This window comes from Streptomyces sp. NPDC020747 (assembly GCF_044334695.1).
Lineage (GTDB): Bacteria > Actinomycetota > Actinomycetes > Streptomycetales > Streptomycetaceae > Streptomyces.
The window spans coordinates 423956-438692 of sequence record NZ_JBIRTJ010000006.1 but is presented as its reverse complement, the minus strand read 5'-3'; the positions used below and the strand labels follow the sequence as shown (position 1 = coordinate 438692).

14 protein-coding genes are annotated in these 14737 nt (G+C 72.0%); 7 read left to right on the top strand and 7 right to left on the bottom strand.

Going from position 1 to position 14737, the window contains the following annotated elements; genetic code table 11:
• Window positions 1–9 precede the first annotated feature (9 nt).
• The 6 genes from ACH4YP_RS19330 to ACH4YP_RS19305 form a co-directional block, all read right to left on the bottom strand.
• The gene (locus ACH4YP_RS19330) at window positions 10–1083 is read right to left on the bottom strand and encodes a CHAD domain-containing protein (RefSeq protein ID WP_398491356.1); all 1074 of its coding nucleotides are present in this window, start codon (window positions 1081–1083) and stop codon (window positions 10–12) included.
• Window positions 1064–3442, bottom strand: a complete 2379-nt coding sequence (locus tag ACH4YP_RS19325) for an RNA degradosome polyphosphate kinase (RefSeq protein ID WP_398491354.1) — start codon at window positions 3440–3442, stop codon at window positions 1064–1066. Before ACH4YP_RS19325 ends, ACH4YP_RS19330 begins: the two co-directional genes overlap by 20 nt.
• Before the next feature lie 112 nt (window positions 3443–3554).
• Window positions 3555–4439, bottom strand: a complete 885-nt coding sequence (locus ACH4YP_RS19320; RefSeq protein WP_361064357.1) for a hypothetical protein — start codon at window positions 4437–4439, stop codon at window positions 3555–3557.
• Entirely contained in the window at window positions 4436–5452 is a 1017-nt protein-coding gene (locus ACH4YP_RS19315; RefSeq protein ID WP_398491352.1) for a hypothetical protein, read from the bottom strand. Before ACH4YP_RS19315 ends, ACH4YP_RS19320 begins: the two co-directional genes overlap by 4 nt.
• Complete coding sequence (locus ACH4YP_RS19310) at window positions 5449–6471, bottom strand: ABC transporter ATP-binding protein (protein WP_361064362.1); 1023 nt, start codon at window positions 6469–6471, stop codon at window positions 5449–5451. Before ACH4YP_RS19310 ends, ACH4YP_RS19315 begins: the two co-directional genes overlap by 4 nt.
• Window positions 6468–6857 (bottom strand): GntR family transcriptional regulator, encoded by a 390-nt coding sequence (locus ACH4YP_RS19305; protein WP_361064365.1) that lies wholly within the window; start codon window positions 6855–6857, stop codon window positions 6468–6470. The genes ACH4YP_RS19310 and ACH4YP_RS19305 overlap by 4 nt, the downstream gene beginning before the upstream one ends.
• A 135-nt stretch (window positions 6858–6992) precedes the next feature.
• Between ACH4YP_RS19305 and ACH4YP_RS19300 the strand changes: the two genes are divergently transcribed.
• The 6 genes from ACH4YP_RS19300 (at window position 6993) to ACH4YP_RS19275 (ending at window position 11808) form a co-directional block, all read left to right on the top strand.
• The gene (locus ACH4YP_RS19300) at window positions 6993–7544 is read left to right on the top strand and encodes an RNA polymerase sigma factor (RefSeq protein ID WP_361064368.1); all 552 of its coding nucleotides are present in this window, start codon (window positions 6993–6995) and stop codon (window positions 7542–7544) included.
• A 53-nt stretch (window positions 7545–7597) separates the two neighbouring features.
• A complete protein-coding gene (locus ACH4YP_RS19295) occupies window positions 7598–8455 on the top strand; it encodes a zf-HC2 domain-containing protein (RefSeq protein WP_361064450.1) in 858 nt (285 codons plus the stop codon).
• Entirely contained in the window at window positions 8455–8619 is a 165-nt protein-coding gene (locus ACH4YP_RS19290) for a hypothetical protein (RefSeq protein ID WP_398491349.1), read from the top strand. Before ACH4YP_RS19295 ends, ACH4YP_RS19290 begins: the two co-directional genes overlap by 1 nt.
• 89 nt (window positions 8620–8708) lie before the next feature.
• Complete coding sequence (locus tag ACH4YP_RS19285; RefSeq protein WP_361064374.1) at window positions 8709–9587, top strand: ABC transporter ATP-binding protein; 879 nt, start codon at window positions 8709–8711, stop codon at window positions 9585–9587.
• Window positions 9584–11128, top strand: a complete 1545-nt coding sequence (locus tag ACH4YP_RS19280; protein ID WP_398491347.1) for an ABC transporter permease — start codon at window positions 9584–9586, stop codon at window positions 11126–11128. The genes ACH4YP_RS19285 and ACH4YP_RS19280 overlap by 4 nt, the downstream gene beginning before the upstream one ends.
• 5 nt (window positions 11129–11133) lie before the next feature.
• Complete coding sequence (locus ACH4YP_RS19275; protein WP_398491345.1) at window positions 11134–11808, top strand: ABC transporter; 675 nt, start codon at window positions 11134–11136, stop codon at window positions 11806–11808.
• On the opposite strand, the gene mshD is transcribed toward ACH4YP_RS19275, so the two are convergent.
• Window positions 11768–12694, bottom strand: a complete 927-nt coding sequence (gene mshD / locus ACH4YP_RS19270) for a mycothiol synthase (RefSeq protein ID WP_398491343.1) — start codon at window positions 12692–12694, stop codon at window positions 11768–11770. The genes ACH4YP_RS19275 and mshD overlap by 41 nt on opposite strands.
• Before the next feature lie 226 nt (window positions 12695–12920).
• On the opposite strand from mshD, the gene ACH4YP_RS19265 reads away from it, so the two are divergent.
• The gene (locus ACH4YP_RS19265) at window positions 12921–14732 is read left to right on the top strand and encodes a bifunctional metallophosphatase/5'-nucleotidase (RefSeq protein WP_398491341.1); all 1812 of its coding nucleotides are present in this window, start codon (window positions 12921–12923) and stop codon (window positions 14730–14732) included.
• Window positions 14733–14737: the final 5 nt, after the last annotated feature.

The window sequence follows — 14737 nt, the reverse complement described above, 5'->3', positions numbered from 1 at the left end:
CTCCGCGGGTCACGGAGTGCCGACCGTCTCCCTCAGCCAGGCCCGCTGGAACGCGAACCTGGCCGCTTCCACCTCGTGTCGCTGGTCCGCGTGCAGCACCCCGAGCGCGTACGCCGTCGCCGGGGCGATCCGCGGGGTGCGGGCCGCGGAGGCCGCCGCCGCTGCCGCCTCGGCCGCGTCGCGGTGCCGGTCCAGGGCCTGACCCGAGGTCAACAGGCGTACGTCCACGGGGGCTTCGTCGCCGAACAGCACCTCGCGCGCATAGCGGTACAGGCGCAGCAGCAGCCGCACCTGGTGCCAGGGGGAGTCCTGGGGCTGCGGGGCCGTGTCGGCGGAGAGGCCGTGGACGAGGGCCTCCGCGTTGTAGGGGTGGCCCGCGGTGATCAGGGGCAGCCCGGCCACGGCGTCGCGGAGGCGTTCCTCCGCGGCGGCGGCCATCGGCCCAAGGCCGGTGACGGACGCGGTCGCGGTCAGCGGGACCTCGCTGGCGAGGACGGCGACGTTGTCGGCGACGGCGTGGAAACGGGAGGAGCCGAGTGCTTGCAGCGCGGCGGAGTGGGCGCGCGTGCGGGCCAGCGTCAGCTGGCGCTCCAGAAGGGCGCCCGCCTTGGCCGCCCCGACGGTCAAAGCGCCTTTCTCCGAAGGGAGTTGGGCGCGGGCGCCGGGGTGCGTGCCGGGGTGCGTGGTGGGATCCGAGGCCTGGGCCGGGAACGCCGAAGAGCCCGACAGGCGGTGCAGGGCCGCCAACAGCCGTTCCAGCCGGGCCCCGTACGCGTGCTCGCGGGCCAACGTCCCCGACAGCCAGGCCAGTTCGGGGCGCATGCCCTCCGACCAGCCCTCGTCGAGGAGCGGCCGGAACGTGTGCAGCGTGCCGCTGATGCGGCGGGCCGAGCGGCGCAGGGCGCGCGCCGCGTCCACGGCCTCCTCCGTCCCGTTGGCCGCCGTCGCCGTTGCCATTGCACCGCCGGTCTCGCGGTGCTGGCGCAGCGCGCGGAGGAACTCCGTGGCCTGGGCCTGGAGATAGGCCTCCAGGGTGTCCCCGGCCACGGGTCCGGCCGTGGGGTCAAGGTGTTGCTGTGCCACGCCGGCGCCTCCGGGCGTCTATGAGCATCTCCTGGACGTTGCGCAGTGGCTGGCCGTCGGCGTCGGTCGCGTGCCGGGTCCAGTCGCCGTCGGGACCGAGGTGCCAGGAGGAAGTGGTGTCGGACATGCCGGTCTCGAACAGCCGGTTGAGGGCTGCCCGGTGAGCGGGGTCGGTGATCCTGACCAGGGCTTCGATACGGCGGTCGAGGTTGCGGTGCATCATGTCGGCGCTGCCGATCCACACCTCGGGCTCGCCGCCGTTGCCGAAGCCGAAGACCCGGGAGTGTTCGAGGAAGCGGCCGAGGACGGACCGTACGCGTATGTTCTCGGACAGGCCCGGGACTCCCGGTCGTACGGCGCAGATTCCGCGCACCCACACGTCCACCGGCACGCCCGCCTCGGACGCGCGGTAGAGGGAGTCGATGAGTGCCTCGTCCACCATGGAGTTGACCTTGATGCGGACGTAGGCGGGACGTCCGGCACGGTGGTGCTGGACCTCCTTGTTGATCCGGGCGATCAGGCCGTCGCGCAGGGACTTGGGCGCGACGAGGAGACGGCGGTACGTCTCGCGGCGGGAGTAGCCGGAGAGCCGGTTGAAGAGGTCGGAGAGGTCCGCGCCGACCTGCGGGTCCGCGGTCAGAAGTCCCAGGTCCTCGTAGAGCCGGGCGGTCTTCGGGTGGTAGTTGCCCGTGCCGACGTGGCAGTAGCGGCGGAGGGTCTCGCTCTCCTGGCGCACCACCAGCGAGAGCTTGCAGTGGGTCTTCAGGCCGACGAGGCCGTAGACCACATGGCAGCCCGCCTCCTCCAGCTTCTTCGCCCACTTGATGTTGGCCTGCTCGTCGAAGCGGGCCTTGAGCTCGACCAGGACCAGCACCTGCTTGCCGGACTCGGCGGCCTCGATGAGCGCGTCGACTATCGGGGAGTCGCCGGAGGTCCGGTACAGGGTCTGCTTGATGGCGAGGACGTCCGGGTCCTCGGCCGCCTGCTCCAGGAAGGCCTGGACGGAGGTGGAGAAGGAGTCGTAGGGGTGGTGGAGGAGTACGTCCCGCTCCCTGAGCGCCGCGAAGATGTCCGGCGCCGACGCCGACTCGACCTCCGCGAGGTCGCGGTGGGTGCCCGCGATGAACTTCGGGAACTTCAGCTCGGGCCGGTCGAGCTTGCCGATGCCGAAGAGACCGGTGAGGTCCAGGGGACCCGGCAGCGGGTACACCTCGGCCTCGGTGATCTTCAACTCCCGTACCAGCAGGTCGAGTACGTACCGGTCGATGGACTCCTCGACCTCCAGGCGCACCGGCGGTCCGAGGCGGCGCCGCATGAGTTCCTTCTCCAGGGCCTGGAGCAGGCTCTCGGTGTCGTCCTCCTCGACCTCCAGGTCCTCGTTCCGGGTGACGCGGAACGTGTGGTGCTCCAGGACCTCCATGCCCGGGAACAGTTCCTCCAGGTGGGCCGCGATGACGTCCTCGATGGGGACGTAGCGGTCCGGGGAGGCCTCCAGGAAGCGGGAGAGCAGCGGCGGGACCTTGACGCGCGCGAAGTGGCGGTGGCCGGAGACCGGGTTCCGCACGACCACGGCCAGGTTCAGCGACAGGCCTGAGATGTACGGGAAGGGGTGCGCGGGGTCGACCGCCAGCGGGGTCAGCACCGGGAAGATCTGGTGGCGGAAGAGCGTGAAGAGGCGGGCCTGCTCCTTCTCGGTCAGCTCGCTCCAGCGGACGAGGTGGATGCCCTCCTCGGCGAGCTGGGGGGCCACGTCCTCCTGGTAGCAGGCGGCGTGCCGGGCCATGAGCTCGCGGGAGCGGGCCCAGATCATCTCCAGCACCTCGCGGGGCTGCAGACCGGAGGCGGAGCGGGTGGCCACGCCGGTGTGGATGCGGCGCTTCAGGCCGGCCACGCGGACCATGAAGAACTCGTCCAGGTTGCTGGCGAAGATCGCCAGGAAATTCGCCCGTTCGAGGAGGGGCGTGTTCGGATCCTCGGCGAGTTCGAGGACCCGTTCGTTGAACGCGAGCCAGCTGCGCTCCCGGTCGAGGAACCTGCCCTGCGGAAGTTGGACGCCGTCCTGCACGGTGTCCTCGTACGCGTCGAGGTCGGCGTCGAGGTCGGGCTCCAGGTCGGAGACGTTCGCGGCCACCGTGTGCGGGCGGTGCGCGGCTATGGAGCCGACGGACGGCTGCGGGTGCTGGACCTGTGCGCTGGCGTTGGGCTGACTCATGAACCCATTCTTCCGCGCCGGGGCCGAAACGGGCGCGTCGGAGAGGGCGGGCGGGAGCTGTTCGGGGATGTGCGGGCTTCCGTTCTCCCTCACGGACGAGGGCTCGTGCTCCGGCGGAGGCGAGGGCTCGGGCGCGACGGGGTTCATTGCCCGAGCGTCGCAAGCCCGTCTGAATGACCGGTTACGGCGACATGACGTGCGGGATATCGGGGGGCGGCTCCCCGGGGTCCACGTGCCTGGCCCGCACGTACTCCACTTCTCAGCCCGTACGGCGTCGAAGCACCCAGAATGCCGCTCCCGTGGCGACGACGGCGACCCCGAGCACGATCCCGGTCTCCACGAGATGCATGGGCCAGTAGTGGGACCGGGGATGGAAGCGGCCGGTCCCGTCCCCGATCTGCCACACGTCCCGGGACATCTCGACCCCCTTGCCAGGGGCAGGCGTATCCGCGGGCCAGAGGTCCTCGCGGTACTTCTCCAGGTTGTGGTTGATCAGGTACATCACCCCGCACGCGACCCCCAGCGCGGGCAGCGACCGCCGCAGCACGACCCCGGCGAGCGCGCCCACGCCCAGCCCGCACAGCCCGTACGCCACCAGGGCGGGCCCCCGCGCGGCGAACACGTCGTTGAAGGTCCAGTCGTCGCCCATCAGGTCCCGGTTGGCCGCCCAGGCCCACCGGAACACGAACACGAACACCGTGCCGCCGGCCACCAGCAGTACCGCGGGCACGGCGAGCGTGGCGGCCAGCCACCGCGTCGGCGAGACGGACTGCGTCCAGGCGAGGTGGGCGGTGCCGTTCTCCAGCTCGCGCCCGATCAGCGCGCCGGCGGCGAACGCGGCCACGGCGAAGAAGCTGTAGTAGACGAGGGTGGAGGCCCAGCCGGTGGTCCCGCCGTAGTCGACGACCGCCCTGAAACGGCACAGGGCGGCGTCGTGGCCGCAGGCGGCGATCCGGTTCCGTACGGAGTCCGCGTTGATCCCGACCTCCCACACCAGCATGCCGATGGCGACCAGCAGGAAGGCGCCCCACACGGCGAGCGCCGCGCGGTGCAGCCGCAGCACGGCCCACGGCAGCCCCCTGACCGGCCCGCCGGGCGGCACTCCGGGTGCCTCGGCTGTGCCTTTCACGGCGAAGGCACTCATACGGCGACCCCCTCGGTGGCGGTACGGCGGCGGAGCAGGACGAACGCGGCGGTGACCGCGAGGGCGGCGACGGCCAGCACGACGCCGGTCTCGGCGAGCTGGAGCGGCCAGTAGTGGTAGCGCGGGTGGTAGGTGGCCCAGATCTCGTCGAGGTCGCTGCCTGCCAGGCAGCGCCGGAGGCCGGCCGCGCCGTCGGCGTCGACGCAGGCCAGGTTGTTGCCGATGCGGGTGCCCTCGTCCGTGATCACGCCCCGGTCGAGCTGAAGAGCGTCGTCCGGCAGGTTCAGGGCCTTGGCGCCGGTGACCGTGACCGTGGGCCACAGGCTCAGGCGGTACTCGTTGCCCAGGTGGAACACGGCGAGCAGGGCGGCGAAGGCGACGGCCAGGGCGGGCAGCGCGCGGCCGACGACCAGGCCCGCCAGGGCGCCGAGGGCCAGGCCGCACAGGGCGTAGGCGAGCGGGATGGTTCCGCTCGACGGGTAGACGTTCCGCTCGTACCAGTCCATCGAGCGCAGCCCCGCGTCCTGGTTCCACATCAGGCGGTGCAGCGGGATCAGTACGGCCGTGCCCGCGGTGACGAGCAGCGCGGGCACGGCGAGCTTCGCGGCGAGCCAGCGGGTGGGGGAGACGGACTGGGTCCAGGCGAGGTGGGCGGTGCCGTTCTCCAGTTCGCGGCCGATGAGGGCCGCGCCCGCCCAGGCGGCGACGAGGAAGGGGAGGTACGTGACGGCGAGGGTGCTGTACGACACGACCCTGTCGTACCGGATGAACGCGGGGCCGTCGGGGAAGTGGCAGGCCTCCACGCTCGCGCGGCACCGCTCCCGGAGGTCCGTGTCGGCGGCGTCGAAGCCCGGACCGTACGCCCAGAGCAGCGCCGCCGAGACGACCGCGACGAGCAGCAGCCAGAGCCACAGGGCCGACCGGTGCAGCCGCAGCACGGACCGGGCGAGGCCGCGGCCGACGCCCGGGGAGGCGCTGGAGGAGGTGCCGGTGGCGGTGAGGAGGGTCGTCATGCGCGCGCGTTCTCCTCGTTCTGCTGGTCTTCTCCGGGCTTGCCGGTCTCTCCGGGTTTCCCGGCCCTTTCGGTCTCTTCCGCTTGGCTCGCGCTCTTCTCCTCGTCCCCTTCGGTGTCCTCGGTGAACAGGTCGGGGGCCTTCGGGTTGCGCAGGTGGGCCAGGAGCAGCTCTTCCAGGGTGGGCGCGGCGGTCTGCCAGTCGTCGGACGGTGGGCCGTCCGGGCGGATCAGGGCGGTGACCTGGCGGCCCGTGTCGCGGGACTCGACGACGGTGTGGCCGGTGAGGTCGCGCGCCGGGCCGGTGACCAGGGTGTGCGCGGCGAGCAGCTCGTCCGGGTCGCCGCCGAGCCGGATCCGGCCGCCGCCCATGAGGAGCAGGTGGTCGCAGACGCCCTCCAGCTCGGCGACGACGTGCGAGGACATCACGATCGTCGTGCCGTGTTCGGCGGCCTGGCCCAGCAGCGCGCCGAGGAGTTCGCGCCGGGCCAGCGGGTCGAGGTCGGCCATCGGCTCGTCCAGCAGCATCAGTTCGGGCCGCTTGCCGAAGGCCAGGGCGAGGGCGACGCGGGTGCGCTGGCCGCCGGAGAGGGAGCGGATCCTCGCGGTGGGTTCGAGGGCGCCGTCCCGAGGGCCCTGCGCAGTGGGGTGTCCGTACGCGATGCGTTCCGCGGTCGGCCGGTCCCAGCGGGCGCGGTTGAGCTCGGCGCCGAGGCGGAGTGTGGCGGCGACGGTGAGCTGGGGCGGCAGCGGCTTGCCCTGGCCGACGTAGGCGAAGCGCTCGCGGGCCCCGGCGGGGCTGGTGCCGAGGACGGTCAGGGTGCCCTCGGTGGGGCGTATCAGACCGGCCGCCAGTTGCAGGAGGGTCGACTTGCCCGCGCCGTTCGGGCCGACCAGGGCGCAGATCCGGCCGGCCGGCAGCCGGAAGGAGCAGTCCCGCAGCACATGGCCGCGTCGGCGCCGGTACCGCTTGCCCAGCCCGGCCGCTGTCAGCGCGGTCCCTTCCTCGACCCTGCTCATCGCTCCCCCTCAGGGCATTTCTCGTCCAGTACGGAGGCGAAGAGCGCGCTGATGTCCTCGCGCTCCAGGCCTTCCTTGCGTGCCTCGTCCAGCCAGGCGGTCAGCTTGGAGCGCAGGGCGGTGTGGTCGGCGGGTGCGGCGCCCAGCGAGCGCTGTACGAAGGTGCCGAGGCCGCGTCTGGCCTCGACCAGGCCCTCGCGCTCCAGCTCGCGGTAGGCCTTCAGGACGGTGTTCGGATTGATCGCGGTGGCCTCCACGACCTCACGGGCCGTGGGGAGCTTGTCGCCCGGTTCCAGGACGCCGAGACGCAGGGCCTGCTTGGTCTGCTGGACGATCTGGACGTACGTGGCGACACCGCTGCGCCGGTCGATGCGGTACTCGACCACTCGAACATCACCATTTCACTAATTGAGTAGTTAAAGAGTGGTGGATGGTCGGTGGTCTGTCAAGGTGAATGCCGGATTCCGGAAATCTCTCGCGGAGACGTGAACCGATCGGTGGGGCTCGTGCGATGAGGGGGTGTGAGGGAAACGAGAAGCGACGGGGATCTGCTGCGGGCCATCGCGGCGGACGGTGACCGGCGCGCCTTCGAAGAGCTGTACCGGCGGTACGCGCCATGGCTCGCGGCACGGCTGCGCGGGCGGTGCGCGGACGCGGGGATCGTCGACGACGTCGTACAGGAGACGTTCCTCGCGGTCTGGCGCGGCAGTGCCCGCTACCGCGAGGAGGGTGCCACCTCGGACGCTGCCGGCTGGCTGTGGCGCATCGGCTCGCGGCGGCTGATCGACGCCCTGCGCAACGACGGCGCCCGGGGCCGGCTGCGGCAGGCGCTCGCCCGGCTGCGGCACCGGGACGAGGCGTCCGCGGAGGAGCGCGTACTGGCGGGGGTCGAACACGGAGACCTCGCCGGTGCCCTGGTCCGGCTGTCGCCGGAGCTGCGGGCGGTGCTCCAGGCCACGGTCATCGACGGGCTGACCACCAGGGAGGCGTCCGTCCTGCTCGGCATCCCGCCGGGGACGGTCAAGACACGGGCCCTTCGGGCCCGCAGGCAGCTGCGGGAGGAGTTGGCATGAGCAGCGACACGAACGACATGAGTGACGCGGACGGTGTGAGCGGCGCGGACGGCATGACCTGGCACGTCGCGGAGGACGACCTCCGGGCGTACGCACGGGGCGAGTTGGCGGCGCCGATGCTCTGGTCGGCCGACACGCATCTCCTCGCCTGCGCGCGCTGCCGGGCACAGCTCGGCGAGGTGAGCGACCCGGTCGCCCTGGACGCGGGATGGGAGCGGCTCGACGCCGAACTGGACGTACCGCGGCCGGGGTTCATGGAGTCGCTGCTCGTCCGGATGGGCGTGGCCGACCACACCGCCCGGCTGCTCGCCGCGACGCCGGTGCTGCGCCGGTCGTGGCTGGGCGCGGTCGTCGCCGTGCTGGTCATCACGGTGATCGTCGCCAACTCCGTCCGGACGGACGAGTCCCCGGCGATGTTCCTCGCCCTCGCCCCGCTGCTGCCGCTGGCCGGGGTCGCACTGTCGTACGGGCCGGTGCTCGACCCGACGTACGAGATGGCCGTGGTGTCGCCGACGCACGGGTTCCGGCTGCTGCTGATCCGCACGGTTCCCGTGCTGGCCGTCGCGCTCGCCCTGAACGGCTTGGCGACCCTCGCGCTTCCCTCGTACGGACTGCGGGCCCTGGCCTGGCTGTTGCCCGCGCTCGCGCTCACCACGACGGGGCTCGCGCTGACGCCCCGGCTGGGTCCGGTCCTCGCGCCCGGTCTGGTCGGCGGAACGTGGATCGCCCTGCTGGTGGTCGCGCAGCGGACGACCGAGGAGACCCTCGCGCCGTACACCGCGGTGGGGCAGGGCATCGCGGCCGCGGTCGCCGCACTCGCCGCCGGGCTCTTCTACCTCGGCCGCGACCGATTCGACTCGACCTCCGCGCACACACCGTTCGCGGGCCACACGGATGGGGGTGCCGCGTGATGTCCGACACCACGCGCAGGAGGCTCAAGCTCTTCAAGGCCGGGCTGCTGATGACCGCTTCGGTCGTCCTCCGGATCCTCCATTTCATCGCCGTGCTGCTTCCGAAGAGCTCCGGCAACCGGAGTTCCTCCTCCGCTTCTTCTTACGACGGGGGCGACGGGTGAGGGCCACCGCCCTCCCTCCGGCGCCGGTGCCGCACCCCGGCCGCCGTCTCCCCCTCCGCTGCTTCCGCTCTCTGCCACAGGAGTCACGCATGTCCGACCTTCCTACGACGCCTACGGTGTCCGCCTCCGGGCTGACCCTCCGCTACGGCGGAACGGCCGCGCTCGACGACGTGTCGGTGCGGCTCGGCCAGGGCGTCACCGGGCTGCTCGGGCCCAACGGGGCGGGAAAGACCACCCTGTTGCGGGTGCTCGCCACCGCCGTGCCTCCGGACAAGGGAGCGTTCACGGTGCTCGGGCACGACCCGGGCACGACCGCCGGACGGCAGGAGGTGCGGCGCACGCTGGGCTATCTGCCGCAGGCACCTGGCTTCCACCCGGACTTCACGGCCTTCGAGTTCGTCGACTACGTGGCGATCCTCAAGGAGCTGACGGACCGCACGGCCCGGCACGGCGAGGTGCGGCGGGTGCTGGACGCCGTCGCGCTGTCCGACGTACGGGGCAAGCGCATCAAGAAGCTCTCCGGCGGGATGCGCCAGCGGGTCGCGCTGGCCGCCGCCCTCGTCGGTGACCCCGGTTTCCTGGTCCTCGACGAGCCGACCGTCGGCCTCGACCCCGAACAGCGCATGCGCTTCAGGGAGTTGATCGCCCGCGCGGGGGAGGGGCGGACCGTGCTGCTCTCCACCCACCAGACCGAGGACGTCGCGATGCTCTGCCACCGCGTGATCGTCATGGTCCGCGGCGGCGTCCGCTTCGAGGGCACCCCGGCGGAGCTGACCGCACGGGCGGCCGGCCGGGTGTGGAGCAGCACCGAACGCGACCCGGGCGCGTGGGCCGGATGGCGCACCGGCACCGGCTCCTTCCGTAACGTCGGCGAGCCCCCCGCGGGCGCCGAACTCGTCGAACCGACCCTGGAGGACGGCTACTTGCTCACCCTCGACGGCGAGGACTCGGAGGTGGCGGCGGCATGAGCACCGTTCTTGAGACACCGGCGCGGGCAGTCGAGCCGGCGCACCCGGCACGCTCCTGGGCGGCCGTGTTCGCCCTTGCCCGCTTCGAGGCGCGCGAACTGCTGCGGACCGTCTCCTTCCTCGCCGCGGCGGTCCTGTACGTCGGCTGGATAGTGTGGCTGACCACGCAACGCCAGGGCGACTACCCGGTCCTTCAGGACGTCGACCGGGCCACGCAGACCTTGCCGATGCTGGTCGGGCTGGCCGTCATGCTCGGCGCCAACCGCGCGGTCCTGCGCTCCCACCGGCACGACACGGACCGCCACTTCGGCGTGCTGGTCGTCGAGCCGTGGCGGCGCACGGTCGCCCACGTGCTGTCGATCGTCCCGGCCGTCCTGTTCACGGCGGTGTGCGTCCTCGTCCAGTTCACCTGGGCCGCGCTCAAGCCCGGCGCGGTGGGACACGGTTCGCCCGCCGAACTCGCCGTCGGCCCGCTGACGGTCCTGCTGTTCGGCGTGCTCGGTGTCCTCCTCGCCCGCCTGGTCCGCTCGCTCTTCGCCGCGCCGATCCTGCTGCTCCTCCTGCTCTTCAGCCAGTTCGTCGTCACGAGCCCGTCCGGCGCCGACTGGACGAGCTGGCTGGGCCCGGTCGTCACCGAGAGCGGCGCCACCGCCTTCCCCTCCGACCTGCTGGAGCGCCCCGCCGCCTGGCACGCCCTGTACCTCGTCGGGCTCGGTCTCTCCCTGGCCGCCCTCGCGGTGCTGGTCAGCGGTGGGCGCACGACGGTCGTCAAGGCGGCGATAGCAGGGTCGGTCGCGCTGACCGTGGTGGGCGTGGTCGGCCAGTCCGCGGGCACTCCGGCCGGGTCGACGCCGGCCCGCGACCGGGCGACCAACGCTCCGGAGAAGGTCCAGTCGTGTCTGAAGCACGGCCGTTCCACGTACTGCGCCTTCCCCCAGTGGACCGGCCGCACCGCCGACTGGGCCGGGGTCGTCGACCGGGTCCAGAACCTCGCGGGCGGCAGCGCCAGGGGCGAGCGGCTGACCGTACGGCAGCGCGTCGACGCCACCTACGGGCTGACGTCCGACACCACGATCTCCGCGGCCACCACGCCCGGCCAGGTGACCGTCGGCACGGACTGGGGCGGCAACCGCGTGCCCGAGTTCGCCGCCGCCGTCGCGTCCGTGCTGGTGGCGGGGAACGAGAAGGCGGGCAGCGAGGTGTGCGACGCCCGCATGGTGACGATCATGTGGCTGGCGCTGGGCGGAGCGTCCGACCCGATGACCTCGCTCCGCAACGTCCGCCTCGACGACAGCGCCTCGGGCTCCGCCATCGTCCTGTCCCCCACGGAATCCATGAGCATGAGCGCCGAACAGACCCGGATCGTGGTGGACCTGCTCAAGAAGCCCCGCTACGACGTGGCCGGCAAGGTGAAGGCCCAGTGGACGGAGCTCACCTCGCCGAAGACGTCGACGGCACGGGTGGCGGAACTGCTGGGAGTGCCGGCCGCGGACAAGTCGGCGGCCGGGGCGGAAGCGGACGGTGACTTGTGCGAGGAATGACCGTCATGACACGCGCCCTGCTCACCCCTGTGTGGCGCACGCTGCCCCGGCGCGCGCTCGCGGCGGCCGGCGCGGCGGGCCTGCTGCTGGCCGCCGTCCCGCGCCTGCTGTCCGGTGCCCCCGACCCGTGGCTCGGCCTCCTCGCGCTGCGGGGTGCCGCGCTCGTGCTCGCCCTGGGCCTCGCGTTCCTGCTGGACGACCCGGCCCGGCACATCACCTCGGCGGTGCCGGTCAGGCGCCCGCTGCGCGTCGGCCTGCGCGTGGCACTCGCCGCCCCGTGGGCCGCGCTCTGCTGGACGGCGGCGGTGTTCCTCGTCCCCGAGGAGGTCCGGCCGCCGGTCGGCGCCCTCACCCTGGAGGCGATCGCCGTCGCCGTGCTCGCCATCGCCGGGGCGGCCCTGGTCGTCCGGCGCTCGACCGTCACCGAGCCGGGAGTGGCGGTGTCGGCCTGGCTCCTGTCCACCGCGGCCGCCGCGTTCCTGCTCCTGCCCGACGGCTGGAGCCTCCTGGTACCCGCGGGCGACCCCCGCTGGACCGACATCCACGAACGCTGGGCGATGCTGCTGGCGGTGGCACTGGTGGTGGGCACGAGGGCGTGCGTGGAACCGCTGCGGGCGTGGCGTCCGGGTTCGCTGGGGGTCAGGACTCCGTCCGGTACATCAGATCCGTCTCGTACGTGACGAACCCGAGCCGCTCGTAGACGGTCACCGCGGCCTTGTTGTCCGCGTCTACGTACAACATCGCCGTCGGCACCCCCCGTTCCGCCAGATGCCGAAGCCCGATCGTGGTGAGGGCCTTGCCGAGCCCGCCCCCCTGAGCCCCGGGCCGTACGCCCACGACGTACACCTCGCCGAGCCCCTCCTCCGCGTGGACCTTCGTCCAGTGGAACCCGATCAGCTCGTCCCCCCGGAAGGCGAGAAAGAACCCGGCGGGGTCGAACCACGACTCACCCTTGCGGTCGTCGAGGTCCCGCTGACCGAGCGAACCCTGCTCGGGGTGGTGCGCGAAGGCGGCGGCGTTCGCGGCGAGCCACGCCGTGTCGTCCTCGCCGGGCACGAACGTCCGTACGTGCACACCGTCGGGAAGCTTCGGCCCGGCCAGGTCCAGGTCCGTCAACGGCCGCCGCAGCTGCCGCAGTTCGCGGAAGAGCGTGAGGCCGAGGACCTGGGCGAGATGGCGGGCGGCGGAGTGGCCGCCGTGGGCCCAGACACGCACCCGCTTGCCGGACTCGGCGAGCAGCGCGTTGCCGAGCGCCCGCCCGTGCCCGTGCCCGCGGTGCGCCGGGTGGACGACCAGTTCGGCGGCCGGGGCCTCGATGGGATCGGTGTCCTCCAGCTGCGCGTACCCGACGAGCCGGTCCTGGCAGGTCAGCAGCAGATGCCGGACCCCGTCCCGGGCGCCGCCGCGCAGCTGCAGCCGGCCCTGCTCGGACACCGCCTGCTGTCCGTCGGCCCGGGCGGCCTCCGCGAGGAGGTCGAGCACGGCCTCGGTCTGCTCGGGGCTCAGTGCGGACAGGATGTCGAGGGAGCGGGCCGGGACAGCCGGTGCGGTGTCTTCGCTGGTCATGAGTACGAGAGTACGACGTGTCCGGTTCATGGCGAAGTGGCCCGACGAGTGTGGACACGGCCAGTGCGCCGGGAGTGCGCCATCGGGCCGCAACCTGTCCGGTTCGCGGCGAATCGCCCCGCGCGGCAACCAGTCCGTAACCCTGAACCCCCTGTCGCGCTACGCGCGTTGACTCTAGGCTGCGCCGGGACGGGGCCCACATTTCAGCCGACCCACAGGGGGGCACATGTCAGCCACACCCAATCCGTACCGACGCAGACGCCGCAGCACCCGCTTCCTCGCTGCGGCCGCGGGCGTCGCCACCGTCGGCGCCCTCGTCGCCGCGATGCCGGCGTCCGCGGGCGAGACGGGCAAGAAGAAGCCCGGCCACCAGAAGCCGGGCCGCTACCAGGACGTCCAGCTGCTCTCCTTCAACGACCTGCACGGCAACCTGGAGCCGCCGGCCGGCAGCTCCGGCCGGGTCACCGAGCTTCAGCCGGACGGCACCAGCAAGACGATCGACGCGGGTGGTGTCGAGTACCTGGCGACGCATTTGCGCCAGGCCCGCGAGGGCAGCAAGTACACAGTCACCGCGGCCGGCGGCGACATGGTCGGTGCCTCCCCGCTGATCTCCGGGCTCTTCCACGACGAGCCCACCATCGAGGCGCTGAACAAGCTCGACCTCGACGTGACGAGCGTCGGCAACCACGAGTTCGACGAGGGTGCCAAGGAACTGGGCCGCCTGCAGAAGGGTGGCTGCCACCCCACGGACGGCTGTTATGTGAAGGGCAAGAAGTTCAAGGGCGCCGACTTCCCGTACCTCGCGGCGAACGTCCTCGACGAGAAGACCAAGAAGCCGATCCTCAAGCCCTACTGGGTGTGGAAGAAGAACGGCGTCAAGGTCGGCTTCATCGGCGTGACCCTTGAGGACACCCCGGGTGTCGTCTCCGCCGAGGGTGTGAAGGGCCTCAAGTTCAAGGACGAGGTCGAGACGATCAACAAGTACGCCAAGGAGCTGGAGAAGCAGGGCGTCAAGTCCGTCGTCGCGCTGATCCACGAGGGCGGGCTGCCCGCCTCGGCGGCGTACAACTACGACTGCGACTCGCCCGGTGCCGGCGACGGCATCTCCGGCCCCATCGTGGACATCGCCAAGAACATCACGCCGAAGGTCGACGCGCTGGTCACCGGCCACACCCACGCCGCGTACGCCTGCACGATCAACGACCCGTCGGGCAAGCCCCGCATGGTCACCTCGGCCGCGTCCTTCGGGCGGCTCTACACCGACACGACGCTGACGTACGACCGCTGGACCGGCGACATCGCCCGGACCTCCGTCGCCTCCGCGAACCACGTGGTGACGCGTACCGTGCCCAAGGCCACGGACATGACCGAGCTGATCACGAAGTGGAACACGCTCGCCGCGCCGATCGGCAACAAGCCCATCGGCTACATCTCCGGTGACATCTCCAACGTCGGCACCGAGTCCCCGATCGGCGACCTGATCGCCGACGCGCAGCTCGCGTACGGCAAGGAGCTGGACCCCGAGACCGACCTCGCGCTGATGAACCCGGGCGGTATCCGGGCACCCCTCACCTACGCGGCCAAGGGCGCCGAGGGTGACGGCGTGGTGACCTACGCAGAGGGCTTCACGGTCCAGCCGTTCGCCAACACGGTGAACCTGCAGAACTTCACCGGCGCCCAGCTCGTCCAGGTGCTCAAGGAGCAGGTCACCGGCGTGAACGCGGCCTCCCCGAAGGTGCTCCAGGTCTCCTCGGGCCTCACCTACACGCTCGACCTGACGAAGACCGGCGCCGACCGTGTCGTCGCCGACTCGGTCAAGCTGAACGGTGCCGCGATCGACCCGGCCGCCACCTACCGCGTCGCGACGAACAGCTTCCTCGCGGGCGGCGGCGACGGCTTCACCACCCTGGGCCAGGGCACCGGCGACCTGGTGGGCGACGACGACCTCGCCGCCCTGGAGAAGTACCTGCTGGCCAACTCCTCGGCCACGGACCCGATCGTGCCGCCGGCGGCGAACCGGATCGCGATCGTGAAGTAGTGCGC

What these genes read in the sequence shown, in the direction of transcription:
- ACH4YP_RS19325 (WP_398491354.1), bottom strand. Translation starts at nt 3,442, where the DNA reads ATGAACCCCGTCGCGCCCGAGCCCTCGCCTCCGCCGGAGCACGAGCCC.
- ACH4YP_RS19320 (WP_361064357.1), bottom strand. Translation starts at nt 4,439, where the DNA reads ATGAGTGCCTTCGCCGTGAAAGGCACAGCCGAGGCACCCGGAGTGCCG.
- ACH4YP_RS19315 (WP_398491352.1), bottom strand. Translation starts at nt 5,452, where the DNA reads ATGACGACCCTCCTCACCGCCACCGGCACCTCCTCCAGCGCCTCCCCG.
- ACH4YP_RS19310 (WP_361064362.1), bottom strand. Translation starts at nt 6,471, where the DNA reads ATGAGCAGGGTCGAGGAAGGGACCGCGCTGACAGCGGCCGGGCTGGGC.
- ACH4YP_RS19295 (WP_361064450.1), top strand. Translation starts at nt 7,598, where the DNA reads ATGACCTGGCACGTCGCGGAGGACGACCTCCGGGCGTACGCACGGGGC.
- ACH4YP_RS19290 (WP_398491349.1), top strand. Translation starts at nt 8,455, where the DNA reads ATGTCCGACACCACGCGCAGGAGGCTCAAGCTCTTCAAGGCCGGGCTG.
- ACH4YP_RS19285 (WP_361064374.1), top strand. Translation starts at nt 8,709, where the DNA reads ATGTCCGACCTTCCTACGACGCCTACGGTGTCCGCCTCCGGGCTGACC.
- ACH4YP_RS19280 (WP_398491347.1), top strand. Translation starts at nt 9,584, where the DNA reads ATGAGCACCGTTCTTGAGACACCGGCGCGGGCAGTCGAGCCGGCGCAC.
- ACH4YP_RS19275 (WP_398491345.1), top strand. Translation starts at nt 11,134, where the DNA reads ATGACACGCGCCCTGCTCACCCCTGTGTGGCGCACGCTGCCCCGGCGC.
- mshD (WP_398491343.1), bottom strand. Translation starts at nt 12,694, where the DNA reads ATGACCAGCGAAGACACCGCACCGGCTGTCCCGGCCCGCTCCCTCGAC.
- ACH4YP_RS19265 (WP_398491341.1), top strand. Translation starts at nt 12,921, where the DNA reads ATGTCAGCCACACCCAATCCGTACCGACGCAGACGCCGCAGCACCCGC.